The sequence below is a fragment of the Campylobacter sp. B0100352/1 genome (genome assembly GCF_020135855.1).
Classification (GTDB): domain Bacteria; phylum Campylobacterota; class Campylobacteria; order Campylobacterales; family Campylobacteraceae; genus Campylobacter_D; species Campylobacter_D taeniopygiae.
On sequence record NZ_JACHTP010000014.1, the window covers coordinates 1 to 14,405 of the forward strand.

Here is a 14,405-nt window from a genome sequence, read left to right on the forward strand (position 1 = left end):
CTTTCATTTTCTTCCCTAAATTTACGTCTAGATATTAAATCACCTTCTATAAATTTAGTATGCCCACTATCAACAACTTTTACTTGCCTTAACATTTGTGAAACAATAACTTCAATATGTTTATCTGAAATCACAACACCTTGTCCTCTATAAACTTGCTGAATTTCAGAAATTAAATAATAATGCAAGGCCTTTTCACCCAAAATTTTAAGTATATCATGACTTGAAACCACACCATCGGTTAGTTTTTCTCCAGCGTGTATAAATTCACCATCTCTAACTTGTATATGTTTTGATTTATCAATTAAATATTCAACACTTGTGCTATCTTCCGCCTGAATTACTATTCTTTCTTTTGAACGCAATGGTTTATCAAAACGAACTACACCATCAATTTCAGCAATCACAGCAGCATTTTTTGGCTTTCTTGCTTCAAATAGCTCGGAAACTCTTGGAAGACCTCCTGTAATATCTTTAGATTTTGCAGCGGCTTTTGGAATTTTTGCCAAAATATCAGCTTGTGAAACCTTATCACCATCATGTACAAAAATAACCGTTTTTGGCTCTAATTGATAACGCACCGCCTTATTACCTTTTCCAGCAATCACTAAAGTTGGTCTAACGCCACTTGGAAGATATTCATTGATCACTAAAGATCGCTTACCTGTTGCTTCATCAACTTGTTCATCGGCACTATAACCTGCCTCAATATCTTCAAAACTTATAGTTCCATCAATTTCAGCAATAACGGTATTGTTATAAGCATCCCATTCTGCAATAACAATACTTTCTTTTTTTGGAGCACTCGCTATGATAACACTAGAATCTTCAATAAGGGCACTATCATTGAATTCAATTTTTGATTCTCTTGGAATATAATGCCTTTTTGCTTCTCTTCCATTTTCATCAGCAATAACAACAAAGAAACCTTTCTCTTTAACTATATCACCTTTTTTAATATTTTTAACTCTATCAAGACCATCGCCCTTAAGAACATAAAATTTCAAGGTGCCTTTTTCACCTGCTTTGATATTTTGTACAACTGGATCACCATCTTTAACTAAAATTTCACTTGCAAATGGAATACGATTAGGAATATTCCATCCTTCCTTGATAACCTCTACAATGCTTTCATTTTCATCAACTTCGGTACCATTTTGATAAGGAAGATATAATTTGCCATCTATGTTTCCACTAACTCCTGCTAACTCATTTGCTTTTGCCAGATCATATTTTCTAAGCGTATATTTAATTTCTTGCTTTTTATCCTTAATGGAAACAATCACATCTTCATGGATATTTTCTATACTGATTACCCCTTTAAATGGAGCTTTTATTTTTGGTTCTACTAATAAAATAGCTGCATTTCTACGATTTGCAACTATCATTTTTCCTTCTTTGTTTTTATAAGTTTTTAAATTATAAAATCTTATAAAACCTTCTTTTTGAGCACTAACTTGTCTATCTTGCAAATCTGTACTTGCAGTCCCACCACTATGGAAAGTTCTTAACGTAAGCTGAGTACCAGGCTCTCCAATAGACTGTGCAGAAATAATACCAACAGCTTCACCTGGCTTAACAAGTTTTCCTTCGCCAAGATTTACACCATAACATTTAGCACAAATTCCTTTTTTAGCTTTACAAGTAATTGGGGTTCGGATATTCACACTCTTAATACCATTCTCACTAAACATTCTTGCTTTTTCTTCATCAATCAAAGTACCTTCTGTAAAGAGAACAGAATTTGTAATAGGATCGATCACATCCTCTGCTAAAACTCTTCCTAAAACTCTTTCTTCCAATGTTTCTATTATAGAACTATCGGCAGTAATTTCATTGATTTCTACTCCCTCATGTGTACCACAATCTTCCATGGTAATTTTCACATTTTGTGCAACATCAATTAATTTTCTTGTCAAATAACCTGCATTTGCGGTTTTAAGTGCTGTATCTGCAAGACCTTTTCTAGCACCGTGAGTAGATATAAAATACTCAAGCACATTCAAACCTTCGCGGAAATTTGAAATAATAGGAGTTTCAATAATAGAACCATCTGGCTTAGTCATAAGTCCTCTCATTGCAGCAAGCTGAGAAATTTGCGCTGCACTACCCCTAGCTCCAGAATCCGCCATCATATAAATGGAGTTAAAGCCATCTTTATCTTTTTCAACCAACTTCATCATTTCTTTTGAAAGAAGATTATTTGTACTTTTCCAAATATCAATAATCTTATTATATCTTTCTCCAGAGGTTATTAAACCAAGATTATAAGAATTTTGAATTTCCCTAACTTGCTTTTTAGCTGCATCAATAGCCTTTTGCTTATCATCAGGAACAATAATATCTGCTATAGAGATAGAAACACCCGCTTTTGTGGCATATTCAAAACCTAAATTCTTGAGTCTATCTAAAAAGTTAGCTGTGATTTCCAATCCGCCTTGTTTATAAACATAATCAACAAGTGCTGCTATATCTTTTTTCTTTAAAACTTTATTCCAGTTAGCTTCAGGAACAAAATCAGGTAAAATAGATTTTATAATAAGTCTTCCTGCTGTCGTTGTAATCTTTCTACCATCAACAACAGTTTGTATACTTGCATGAATATCTAAACATTTGCTTTCAAGTGCCATCATTACTTCATCAATGCCTGTGCAAATTTTATGAGATCCTTTTGCTTCTGCTTTTTCCAAGGAAAGATAATAAATCCCCAAAACCATATCTTGCGAAGGAACAGTTACTGATTTACCACTCGCTGGTAAAAGAATATTCATCGAAGAAAGCATAAGCACCTTACATTCTGCAATGGCTTCTTGAGAAAGCGGCACATGTACTGCCATTTGATCCCCATCAAAGTCTGCGTTAAAAGCAGCACATACTAAAGGATGTAATTGTATCGCTTTACCTTCAACTAAAACCGGATGAAAAGCTTGAATAGAAAGCTTATGTAAAGTTGGAGCACGGTTTAGCATAACAGGATGACCTTTTACAACCTCTTCTAAACATTCCCAAACTTCATTGGTTTTATTCTCTATCATTTTTTTTGCTTGCTTAACGGTTGTTGCGTAACCTTTTTCTTCAAGCTTAGCTAATAAATGTGGTTTAAAAAGCTCTAAAGCCATTTTTTTAGGCAGACCGCATTGATCCATTCTTAATTTTGGACCTACAACAATAACACTACGTCCCGAAAAGTCAACCCTTTTTCCAAGCAAGTTTTGTCTAAAACGTCCTTGCTTACCTTTGATAATTTCACTTAAAGATTTTAAAGGACGCTTATTGGCTCCCTTAACTGCATTAGCACGACGACCATTATCAAATAAAGCATCTACTGCTTCTTGAAGCATTCTTTTTTCATTTCTTATAATGATTTCTGGTGCATCAAGTTCCATAAGCTTTTTAAGACGAGTATTTCTATTGATAACACGACGATATAAATCATTTACATCAGAAACCGCAAATTTTCCACCATCTAGGGCAACCAAAGGACGCAAATCTGGTGGCAATACTGGTAAATTAGTTATCATCATCCATTCTGGGCGATTAGGAACTGCATTTTCACTATCAACATCAGTGTTAGAATTTGAATTTAAAAAATTCTCAACCACTTTTAAACGTTTAATGATAGTCTTTTTCTTTGCTTCTGAATTAGTTGCGGCCATTTCTTCTTTTAATTGATTTAAAAGAGCTACAAGATCCAAATTAGCCAATAAATCTCGAACAACCTCTCCACCCATTCTTGCTTTAAAACCACTACTTTCATAACGCTGCATTAAATTTTGATATTGTTCTTCATTTAAAACATCACAATATTCAACTTTTTTAGTATTTTCATTATCATAATATGCATCACCAGCATTTTCAACAATATAAGCTTCATAATAAAGCACACGCTCAAGATCTTTCATCTTTACACCTAAAAGTGTGCCTATACGACTTGGTAAAGAATTCACATACCAAATATGCGCTACTGGAGTTACAAGTTCAATATGCCCCATTCTTGAGCGACGAACTTTAGAATTAGCAACTTCAACGCCACATTTTTCACATTTAACACCTTTAAAACGCATTTTTTTATATTTACCGCAAAGACATTCATAATCACGGATAGGACCAAAAATTTTAGCACAAAAAAGACCGTCTCTTTCAGGTTTTAAAGTTCTATAATTGATCGTTTCTGGTTTTTTTACTTCTCCATAAGACCAAGATTTTATTTTTTCAGGACTAGCAAGCCTTAGTTGAAAAGCTTCAAAATCTCTAGGTCTAGCATCTTCTTTTACTTCTATGACTTTAAATTTACTCATTGTCCTCATCCTTATCAAAAATCTCAACATCTAATGCAAGTGATTTAAGTTCATTAGTTAAAACAAAAAATGTTTCAGGAATTCCTGTCGCTGGAACATTCTCTCCTTTGGTAATTGCTTTATAAGCATTAAATCTACCCTCTACGTCATCTGATTTAATAGTTAGCATTTCTCTTAAAGTATGTGCCGCTCCATAAGCTTCAAGCGCCCACACTTCCATTTCTCCAAATCTTTGACCTCCAAAAAGTGCCTTACCGCCAACTGGTTGTTGAGTTACAAGACTGTAAGGTCCTGTACTTCTTGCATGAACTTTTTCATCGACTAAGTGGTGAAGTTTTAACATATACATACATCCCACATGAACACGCTCTGCTATCTTTTCACCAGTTCTTCCATCGTAAAGCTCTGTTTTTCCATCCATGTCAATTTTTGCTAATTCAAACAATTTTTTAAATTCCTCTATATTGACACCTTCAAAAACAGGAGTTGCAAATTTAACCCCCTTGCTCCAATCTCTAGCATAATCTAAAAGTTCTTCATCACTTAATTTTTTAATAAATTCTTTTTCATTTACAAGTCTTGGAATAGAACAAATTTCAAGCATTTTTGCTCTTAATTCTTTAATGAAATCTTTTTGTTTTCTATCAAAGATTTCTTGAATTTGCCCCCCAAGTCTTAATCCAACAAGTCCTAAATGACTTTCCAAAATTTGACCTATATTCATACGACTTGGAACCCCTAAAGGATTGAGTGCAATATCTACACTTTTTCCATTTGCAAGATAAGGCATATCAACTTCTGGGATTATGGTAGAAACAATACCTTTATTTCCATGGCGTCCTGCCATTTTATCGCCCACTTTTAGCTTTCGTTTTGTAGCAATATAAACTTTTACAAGTTTTACTACTCCACTTGGTAAGATATCATCTTTTTCTAAAATTTCAAGTTTTTCATCATGTTCAGCTTTTAGTTTTTTCTTTTCATTTTGGAAATGATTTTTCAAATCTTCATATTGTTTTTGAACTTCTTTAGAATAAGCTTTAATAATAGTAGTAAGTGTAAAACGATTGATTTTTTCTAAATCGCTTAAATCAGCTTTCTCACCTTTTTTATAAGTTTTATCACCGATTTTTTGACTGCTGGTTAAAGTTGATTTAGACAATAAAGCACAAACTCTAAGCATTTCCTCTCTATCCATCATCAAAAGTCTATCGTGATGTTCTTTTTCTAAAGACATTTTTTCTTTATCATACGCTTTTAAAGCTCTTTCGTCTTTTTCATAACCTTTTTTAGTAAATATTTTTACATCTACAACTACACCTTCTAATGAAGCAGTAGCATACAAAGACTTATTTACGACATGGCCTGCTTTTTCACCAAAAATAGCTCTTAAAAGTCTTTCCTCTGGTGTTGGCTTAACTTCACCTTTTGGTGAAACTTTTCCAACCAAAATCATACCCGGTTTAATATGAGTTCCTATTTTTGCAATTCCACTTTCATCTAAATGAGCAACATCTTCTTCTTTAACATTTGGTATATCTTTGGTGATTTCTTCTATACCATCTTTTAATTCTCTAGCTTCAATTTCTTTTTCATAGATATGAACGCTTGTGAATGTATCTTCACGAATAATTCTTTCACTTACTACGATAGCGTCCTCATAGTTATAACCATTCCAAGGCATAAAAGCAATTAAAGCATTTTTTCCGATAGCCAATTCCCCTTGATCCATAGAAGGACCATCAGCAATAATTTGCCCTGCTTTAACCACTTCTCCCTTTTTAACAATAGGATGTTGAATATAATTTGTATTTTGGTTAGTGCGTAAATTTTTCTCCATAATATAGTGATCAATAAAAGGACCTTTTTCATCTTCACCCAAGATAAAAATACTTTTATTATCTACTTTTTCTACTACACCGCCACGCTTAGCTTTAACAGCTTCCCAAGCATCACGCGCGATAGTACTCTCCATTCCAGTACCTACAATAGGAGCACTTGAAGTTAAAAGAGGAACAGCTTGACGTTGCATGTTAGAACCCATCAAAGCCCTGTTTGCATCATCATGCTCCAAGAAAGGAATCAAAGAAGCTGCAACCCCAACAACCATACCTGAACAAAGATCGATAAGTTGAACTTCTTCTCTTTTAGCTAGAATAGTTTCTCCATCTTGTCTTGCTTCAACGAATTCTTCAACGATATTACCCTTAGCATCTACCTTAGTGGAAGCAGGTGCAATAAATAAACCTTCTTCTTGTGTAGCAGTTAAATAAACAATTTCATCAGTAACTTTTCCATTTTCAACTTTTTTATAAGGTGCTTCAACAAAACCGAGTTCATTCACTTTAGCATAAGTTGAAAGAGTATTAATCAAACCAATATTTTGCCCTTCTGGGGTTTCTACTGGACAAATTCTACCATAATGAGTCGCATGAACATCTCTAACTTCAAAACCTGCTCTTTCTTTAACAAGTCCTCCTTCACCAAGCGCAGATAAACGACGCTTATGAGTGATCTCGCTTAGCGGGTTTGTTTGATCCATAAATTGAGAAAGTTGTCCACCTGTGAAAAATTCAATAATTGTTGTAGTGATCATCTTAGGATTGATTAAATCATAAGGCATAACTTTATCAATATCCGAATTTAAAGAGGTGAATTTATCTCGGATAGCTTTTTGCATTTTTGCCAATCCTAAATGAAGCTCATTAGCCAAAAGTTCACCTATAGATCTAATACGACGATTTCCTAAATGATCTCTATCATCAATATGACCCTTGCCATTTTTAACCTTGATCAAATACTTTGCAGTTTTAATAATATCTTCATTGGTTAAAACGGTTACATATTCAGGAACATCAAGACCTAATTTATGATTCATTTTCATACGACCAACTTTGGTTAAATCGTATCTTTCTGGATTGAAAAATAAATCATTAACGAAAGTTTTTGCCGCATCTTTAACTACTGGTTCACCAGGTCTCATAACTTTATAAATTCTTATTGCAGCTAGATCATTTTCATCTTCAATATTTTCAGTTTGTTTTAATAGTTTTAAAGTTTCATTATCTTGTATAAATGAGTTGATAATAGCAGTATCCACACCATTAGCTAAATCATTTGCAATTTCAAAACTTTTTTGCTCTTTAATTTTTGCAAGTTTGCTTTCATCGATAAGCGTTAGAGAATCAAAAAGTATTTCGCCACTATTTTTATCAAAAATAGGATTTGCCAAATAACGATTCAATAAAACCTCTACTGGATACTCTATCCATTTCAATCCATCTTTAATCAATTGCTCGGCTTTTTTCTTTGTCAATCTTTTTCCCGCTTGATGGACAACTTTACCTTTTTCATCTTTAATATCGTATTCTATTCTATCCATAAAATCACTAGGATTAAATTCGGTCAAGAATTTATCTTTTTTAACATGAATTGTTTGAATAGGGTAAAATAGCTTTATAATATCTTGTTTTTTATACCCTAATGCTCTAAAAAGCATAGTTATAGGCACTTTTCTTCTTTTGTTAATTCTCACATAAAGCACATCTTTAGCGTCATATTCGAAATACAACCAAGAACCACGATCAGGAATAATTTGTGCCGTATAAACAAGCTTATTAGCTACTGTTGAACTTTCTTCTTCTTTAAAAATTACACCAGGACTTCTATGAAGCTGATTAACAACAACTCTTTCTACTCCATTAATAATAAAAGACACACGATCTGTCATTAATGGAATTTCTCTGATATAAATTTCTTGCTCTTTAATATCTTTTATACCGACTTTCTCACCTGTCTTTTCATCTCTTTCATGTAAAGTAAGACGGATTTTCATTTTTAAATTTACAGAGTAAGTTAAACCTCTTTCCATACATTCGCGAATAGTGTATTTTGGTTTGCCTATTTCACTATTTACATATTCTAGACTCAATCTATTTTGCGGATCATGTATTGGAAAAATTGATTTAAAAACTTTTTCTATACCACTTTCACCATTATTAAAATTTAAAAAATAATCAAAACTAGCTTTTTGTAATTGTAAAAGATTTGGAATTTCTATTTGTTTTGAAATATTGGAGAAATCTACTCTTAAACGATTTCTTAATTTATTATCTAACATTTGCATATACCTCATGGTAAATTTTGTAAATTTAAAAAAGAAGACCTAAAAACTAGGTAAAAACAAAAAAAGAAGACTTGTTAAAAACAAATCTTCTTAAACTAAATCCAATTTAAAAAATTAAATTATTTAAGTTCTACTTTAGCACCAGCTTCTTCAAGTTGTTTTTTAGCTTCTTCTGCCTCAGCTTTAGCTACACCTTCTTTTAAAGTTGAAGGAGTTTGCTCTACAGCATCTTTAGCTTCTTTAAGTCCAAGACCTGTTAAAGCTCTAACAATTTTAATTACTTCGATTTTTTTAGCACCGCCGTCAGTTAAAACAATATCAAATTCTGTTTTTTCCTCAGCAGCTGCTGCACCGCCACCTGCTGCTGCACCGCCAGCTACCATTACCGGAGCAGCTGATACACCGAATTTCTCTTCAAATTCTTTTACAAGCTCAGAAAGCTCAAGAACACTTAAATTTGAAATATATTCTAATACATCTTCTTTTGAAATTGCCATTTTAAATCCTTTTTATTCAGTTTCTTTTTTATTTTTTAGCGCATTTAAACCAATAGTAAAGTTGGCAATTGGCGCTTTCCAAACTTGCAAAAGCATAGCAAGCAACTCATTGCGTGAAGGCATTTTAGCCAAGGCTTTAACCTTAGCAACGTCTGCAACTTCACCATCAACAAAAGCAGTTTTAATTTGAAATTTTTCATTGTTTTCTTCAAATTTAGCAGCTACTTTTGAAACACTAAGTTGATCTTCTCCCCAAAGATAAATATTGGCATCTTTAAGAACTAGACCTGTTTTTCCGGAATTATTAAGAGCAATGTTAGCCAAAGTATTTTTAATAATTTGAACTTTTACATTATTTTCTCTTGCATTATTTCTAAGTTCTTCCAATTTCTTAGTAGATAAACCCTTATAGTCGCAAACTATAATAGCTTCACTAGCTTTGAAATTTTCTTCAAGCTTAGCAATAACTTCAACTTTTTCGCTTCTAGTCACATTTTCTCCTTTCCGATTGAGATTTCAAGTAGAGAGGAAATTTTCCAATTAAGCTTACGCCTCGACTATCTTCAATCTAAAATAAACATTTCAAAAAAATTAACATTTTCTCAAATGTTTATTTCAAAAAAATAAAGAGTTTTTGACAACTCTTTATTTCATATCAAGTAACTCTTGAATTTCAAGTTTTACCGATGGACTCATAGTTAAAGATAAAGCAGCGCTTTTAATATATCTACCTTTTGCTGCAGCTGGTTTATGTTTGTTAATAGCTTTTATAAAAGTTGAGATATTGTCCCATAATTGCTCTTTAGAAAAACTTACTTTTCCAAGTCCAGCATGGATATTTCCTTGTTTATCAACTCTAAAATTTACTTGCCCGCTTTTAGCGTTATTTACAGCTTGTGCAACATCCATAGTTACTGTTCCAGTTTTTGGATTTGGCATTAAACCTTTAGGACCTAAAATTCTACCTACTTTACCTACTAAACCCATTAAATTTGGAGTCGCAATCAATACGTCAAAATTCATATTTCCTTTTTGAATTTCTTCAACTAAATCATCGCTTCCAACAATATCTGCTCCAGCATTTTTAGCTTCGTCTGCTTTAGCATCTTTTGCAATAACAGCTACACGAACTTTTTTGCCTGTTCCAGCAGGAAGTACAACAGATCCTCTTACCATTTGATCAGCGTGTCTTGGATCAACGTTTAATTTTAAAGCAATTTCGACAGTTTCATCAAATTTTGCTGATTTTAACTCTTTAACTGTTTCTATTGCCTCATTAAGACTGTAAATTTTATTTGAATCAATTTTCTCTAATAAATTTTTTAATCTTTTTACCATTTTAGCCATTTTTATACTCTCCGCATTTTTAAAGTGCTACCGCTTTTTACTTTAGCGGTCAAAAGGATTAATCAACGATTTCAACACCCATAGAACGAGCTGAACCAGCAATAATTTTTGCTGCTTGGTCTCTATCTTTAGTGTTTAAATCCGCAATTTTTTTATCAACAATTTCTAAAACTTGAGCACGAGTTAATTTACCCACTTTATTTTTTAAAGGATTATCTGTACCTTTAGAAATACCAGCTGCTTTTTTGATTAAATCTGTAGCTGGTGGTTGTTTTGTAATAAAAGTAAAACTCTTATCTGCATAAACTGTGATAACAACAGGGATATTAAAACCTGCCATATCCTTTGTTCTTTCATTAAAAGCTTTACAAAATTCCATAATATTAACACCTTGCTGTCCCAAAGCAGGGCCAACTGGTGGCGATGGATTTGCTTTAGTGGCAGCAATTTGTAATTTAATTTCGCCTACAACTTTCTTAGCCATAACAATTCTCCTTAATAAATTTAAATTATTTTCTCAACTTGAGAATACAAAATCTCCACTGGAGTTGAACGTCCAAAAATAGAAACATTTAATTTTAATAAGCCTCTAACCATATCATATTCTTCTACAATAGCAGTAAAATTCGCAAATGGGCCTTCAGTGATTCTTACATTTTCTCCTTCTTCAAAAGAAATTTTTGGTTTAGGAGCTGCACGATTATGAACTTTTTCCAAAATTAAATTGATATCTTTTTCTGTTAAAGGGGTTGGTTTTTTTGATTCCCCAATAAAACGTCCTACTTTTGGAAGAGATTGAATTCGGTGCCAAAGTTCCGTATTTAAATCAAGATTTGCAAACACGTATCCTGAATACAAACTTCTTTCACTAATTTTTTCTTTTCCATTTTTAAATTCGATAACATCTTCTGTTGGAACAACTATTTCTTTTAGTCTATCCTCAATACCATTATCTTTAACTAAATTTTCAATAGCTCTTTTTACAGCCATTTCACTACCAGCATAAGTTTGAATTGCATACCATTTATAAGTATTCACCATTATCTCCTTATACAACCAAAGAAACAATAGATGACATAATCCAATCTACTAATGCCAAAAATACTGAAATAACCGCAACTACTATAAAAACAGTAATATAAGCATTTCGCACCTGTTCTTTTAAAGGAAAAATTACTTTCCTTAGTTCAGCCTTTGATAATTTAAAATAAGTTATTAATTTTTCCATTTATATAAACCTTAATATGGCAGGGCAAGAGGGATTCGAACCCCCAACCTGCGGATTTGGAATCCGACGCTCTACCGTTAGAGCTATTGCCCTAAGAGCTTAACTTTTTAATTTTACTTCTTTATGAAGTGTATGTTTTTTTAATCTTGGACAATATTTTTTTAATTCTAACTTTTCAGTTGTATTTTTACTATTTTTATAAGTGCTGTAATTGATATCACCACACTCTTCACATTTTAAACCAACTTTAATTCTCATTTTTTTCCCTTAAAACAAAAGTCAAGTATAAAAAACTTGACTTTCTCATAATATTTATTTAATTATTTTAGAAACAACACCAGAACCAACTGTTTTACCACCTTCACGAATAGCAAAACGTGTTCCTTCTTCAAGAGCTACTGGAGCTATCAAGCTTACTGTAATTCTTACGTTTTCACCTGGCATAACCATTTCAACGCCATCTGCTAATTTAATAGAACCTGTAACGTCTGTTGTTCTCACATAGAATTGAGGTCTATAATTGTTAAAGAATGGAGTATGTCTACCACCTTCATCTTTATTTAAAATATAAACTTCAGCTTCAAAATCAGTATGAGGAGTAATTGATTTTGGTTTTGCAAGAACCATTCCACGAATAACTTCTTCTTTTTTAGTACCACGAAGAAGAACACCTACGTTATCTCCAGCTTCACCTTGATCCATTTCTTTTCTAAACATTTCAACGCCGGTAACAGTAGTAGTTTGTGTATCTTTAATACCAACAATTTCAATAGTATCACCTACTTTAACTACACCTTTTTCAATTCTTCCGGTAACAACCGTACCACGTCCAGAAATCGAGAAAACATCTTCAATTGGCATTAAGAAATCTTTTTCAGTATCACGAGTTGGAGTTGGAATATAGCTATCAACTGCTGCCATTAGATCCAATACTTTTTTAGACCACTCGCCATCTTGACCAGCTTTAGCTTCTTCAAGAGCTTTTAATGCAGAACCAGAAATAATTGGAGTATCATCTCCTGGGAAATCATAAGAGCTTAATAATTCTCTAATTTCCATTTCAACTAACTCTAAAAGTTCAGCATCATCAACCATATCTGCTTTATTCATGAAAACAACTATATATGGAACACCAACTTGACGAGAAAGTAGAATATGCTCTCTAGTTTGTGGCATTGGGCCATCTGCTGCAGAAACAACAAGAATCGCACCGTCCATTTGTGCAGCACCTGTAATCATATTTTTAACATAGTCAGCGTGACCTGGACAATCAACGTGTGCATAGTGACGATTTTCTGTTTCATATTCAATATGAGAAGTAGCAATGGTAATACCACGTTCTTTTTCTTCAGGAGCATTATCAATATTATCATAATCTTTAAGCTCTGCCAAACCTCTTCTTGAAAGAACAGCAGAAATAGCAGCTGTCAAAGTAGTCTTACCATGGTCAACGTGACCGATAGTACCTATATTTACGTGTGGCTTATTACGTGAAAATTTTTCTTTAGCCATTTTTTTCCTCCAATATAAAAATAAATGTAAGCAAAACCAAGTCTATATTTATAATCTTTTCAATAAAACAATGGAGCTCATAGCGGGAATTGAACCCGCGACCTCTCCCTTACCAAGGGAGTGCTCTACCTCTGAGCCATACGAGCGCTCAGAAAACCAATATAATACAGACAACTGAAAAAAATTATGGGAATATACTGTAGTTATAATGAAAACACAGCTCCCAGTTAAACATTGGAGCGGGAAACGGGACTCGAACCCGCGACCCTCAGCTTGGAAGGCTGATGCTCTAGCCAACTGAGCTACTCCCGCAAAGCATGGTGGTGAGTCGTGGATTCGAACCACGGAAGGCGAAAGCCAGCAGATTTACAGTCTGCCCTCGTTGGCCACTTGAGTAACTCACCATTGTCACCATATAAAATATCTGGTCAAACACTGTTAAAAAAAATAAATATGGAGCTGGTTAAGGGACTTGAACCCCCGACCTGCTGCTTACAAGGCAGCTGCTCTACCAACTGAGCTAAACCAGCAAATCTTACGTCCTAAAATTTAGAATCAAAATTTTTAAAAGACGAATTATATATTAAAAAAAACATTTTGTCAAGAAAATATTTATTAATTTAACCAGATATTCTCTAAAAAAGAATATTATCATAAAATTATTTATGATAATCAAACAAATTTAAAAATTTTTTCGCCCTTTCACTTTTAGGATTTTCAAAAAAATCATGTGGGTTATTCTCCTCGATCACTTCGCCATTATCCATAAAAACTATTTTATCAGCAACTGCTTTAGCAAAGCCCATCTCGTGTGTAACAATTAACATAGTCATACCATCTTTAGCTAAATTTAACATAACTTCTAAAACTTCACGAACAATTTCAGGATCAAGTGCTGCCGTTACCTCATCAAAAAGCATGAGTTCTGGATTCATACAAAGGCTTCTTACTATAGCAATTCTTTGTTTTTGCCCCCCACTTAATTCTCTAGGAAAAGCGTCTAGTTTATGGATTAGCCCTACCTTTTCAAGCCATATTTTAGCCTCTTCTAAAACTTCTTCTTTGGATCTTTTTTGCACCTTTAAAGGGCCTAAAAGTATATTATCTTTAACACTTAAATGTTCAAATAATTCATAAGATTGAAACACCATACCTACTTTTTGACGCACCCTTGTCCAATCTTTAAAATTTTTATCGATTTTATCCTGACCAATTTGTATCGTTCCGTCTGCAATTTCTTCTAATCCATTAATACATCTTAAAAAAGTTGATTTTCCACAGCCACTCGGACCTAGGATCACAACAACTTCTTTTTGTTTTACCTCTAAATTAATATTTTTTAAAACATGATGAGTTCCATAATATTTTTGCAAATTTGTTACTTTTAAAATACTCAT

Annotated in this window: 11 protein-coding genes and 5 tRNA genes; all 16 read right to left on the reverse strand. The window is 33.1% G+C overall.

The features are described 5' to 3' along the window. The coding region (gene rpoC, locus H2279_RS05170) for a DNA-directed RNA polymerase subunit beta' (protein ID WP_337195822.1) at nucleotides 1-4,298 on the reverse strand (4,298 nt) is incomplete at its 3' end. After that, complete coding sequence (gene rpoB, locus H2279_RS05175) at nucleotides 4,291-8,418, reverse strand: DNA-directed RNA polymerase subunit beta (protein ID WP_337195823.1); 4,128 nt, start codon at nucleotides 8,416-8,418, stop codon at nucleotides 4,291-4,293. The genes rpoB and rpoC, both read right to left, overlap by 8 nt. A gap of 125 nt (nucleotides 8,419-8,543) precedes the next feature. After that, nucleotides 8,544-8,921: a 50S ribosomal protein L7/L12 gene (gene rplL / locus H2279_RS05180; protein ID WP_137624319.1), complete on the reverse strand. Its 378-nt coding sequence runs from the start codon at nucleotides 8,919-8,921 to the stop codon at nucleotides 8,544-8,546. Between the two features lie 12 nt (nucleotides 8,922-8,933). Beyond that, entirely contained in the window at nucleotides 8,934-9,413 is a 480-nt protein-coding gene (gene rplJ / locus H2279_RS05185) for a 50S ribosomal protein L10 (protein ID WP_337195824.1), read from the reverse strand. A 153-nt stretch (nucleotides 9,414-9,566) separates the two neighbouring features. After that, nucleotides 9,567-10,268, reverse strand: coding sequence for a 50S ribosomal protein L1 (rplA, locus tag H2279_RS05190; RefSeq protein WP_137624317.1), 702 nt, complete (start codon nucleotides 10,266-10,268; stop codon nucleotides 9,567-9,569). A gap of 58 nt (nucleotides 10,269-10,326) precedes the next feature. After that, entirely contained in the window at nucleotides 10,327-10,752 is a 426-nt protein-coding gene (gene rplK, locus H2279_RS05195; protein ID WP_002779452.1) for a 50S ribosomal protein L11, read from the reverse strand. Between the two features lie 20 nt (nucleotides 10,753-10,772). Then, a complete protein-coding gene (nusG, locus tag H2279_RS05200) occupies nucleotides 10,773-11,306 on the reverse strand; it encodes a transcription termination/antitermination protein NusG (protein ID WP_137624316.1) in 534 nt (177 codons plus the stop codon). Between the two features lie 10 nt (nucleotides 11,307-11,316). Beyond that, nucleotides 11,317-11,496 (reverse strand): preprotein translocase subunit SecE, encoded by a 180-nt coding sequence (gene secE / locus H2279_RS05205; protein ID WP_137624315.1) that lies wholly within the window; start codon nucleotides 11,494-11,496, stop codon nucleotides 11,317-11,319. A gap of 17 nt (nucleotides 11,497-11,513) precedes the next feature. Further along, nucleotides 11,514-11,589 (reverse strand) — tRNA-Trp (locus H2279_RS05210). Between the two features lie 6 nt (nucleotides 11,590-11,595). After that, a complete protein-coding gene (rpmG, locus tag H2279_RS05215) occupies nucleotides 11,596-11,754 on the reverse strand; it encodes a 50S ribosomal protein L33 (protein ID WP_002793551.1) in 159 nt (52 codons plus the stop codon). A 54-nt stretch (nucleotides 11,755-11,808) separates the two neighbouring features. Then, nucleotides 11,809-13,008 carry an elongation factor Tu gene (gene tuf, locus H2279_RS05220; RefSeq protein ID WP_137622495.1) on the reverse strand — a complete coding sequence of 400 codons (1,200 nt, stop codon included), beginning with the start codon at nucleotides 13,006-13,008 and terminating at the stop codon, nucleotides 11,809-11,811. 71 nt (nucleotides 13,009-13,079) lie between these two features. Beyond that, nucleotides 13,080-13,154, reverse strand: a tRNA-Thr gene (locus H2279_RS05225). 89 nt (nucleotides 13,155-13,243) lie between these two features. After that, nucleotides 13,244-13,320 (reverse strand) — tRNA-Gly (locus H2279_RS05230). Nucleotides 13,321-13,326: 6 nt separating this feature from the next. After that, nucleotides 13,327-13,412: transfer RNA gene (locus tag H2279_RS05235), tRNA-Tyr, on the reverse strand. Nucleotides 13,413-13,462: 50 nt separating this feature from the next. Beyond that, nucleotides 13,463-13,538: transfer RNA gene (locus tag H2279_RS05240), tRNA-Thr, on the reverse strand. 129 nt (nucleotides 13,539-13,667) lie between these two features. Continuing rightward, the gene (locus H2279_RS05245) at nucleotides 13,668-14,405 is read right to left on the reverse strand and encodes an amino acid ABC transporter ATP-binding protein (RefSeq protein WP_137624314.1); all 738 of its coding nucleotides are present in this window, start codon (nucleotides 14,403-14,405) and stop codon (nucleotides 13,668-13,670) included.

What these genes read in the sequence shown, in the direction of transcription:
- H2279_RS05245 (WP_137624314.1), bottom strand. Translation starts at nt 14,405, where the DNA reads ATGAGTATTTTAAAAGTAACAAATTTGCAAAAATATTATGGAACTCAT.
- secE (WP_137624315.1), bottom strand. Translation starts at nt 11,496, where the DNA reads ATGGAAAAATTAATAACTTATTTTAAATTATCAAAGGCTGAACTAAGG.
- rpoB (WP_337195823.1), bottom strand. Translation starts at nt 8,418, where the DNA reads ATGTTAGATAATAAATTAAGAAATCGTTTAAGAGTAGATTTCTCCAAT.
- rplK (WP_002779452.1), bottom strand. Translation starts at nt 10,752, where the DNA reads ATGGCTAAGAAAGTTGTAGGCGAAATTAAATTACAAATTGCTGCCACT.
- rpmG (WP_002793551.1), bottom strand. Translation starts at nt 11,754, where the DNA reads ATGAGAATTAAAGTTGGTTTAAAATGTGAAGAGTGTGGTGATATCAAT.
- rplL (WP_137624319.1), bottom strand. Translation starts at nt 8,921, where the DNA reads ATGGCAATTTCAAAAGAAGATGTATTAGAATATATTTCAAATTTAAGT.
- rplA (WP_137624317.1), bottom strand. Translation starts at nt 10,268, where the DNA reads ATGGCTAAAATGGTAAAAAGATTAAAAAATTTATTAGAGAAAATTGAT.
- tuf (WP_137622495.1), bottom strand. Translation starts at nt 13,008, where the DNA reads ATGGCTAAAGAAAAATTTTCACGTAATAAGCCACACGTAAATATAGGT.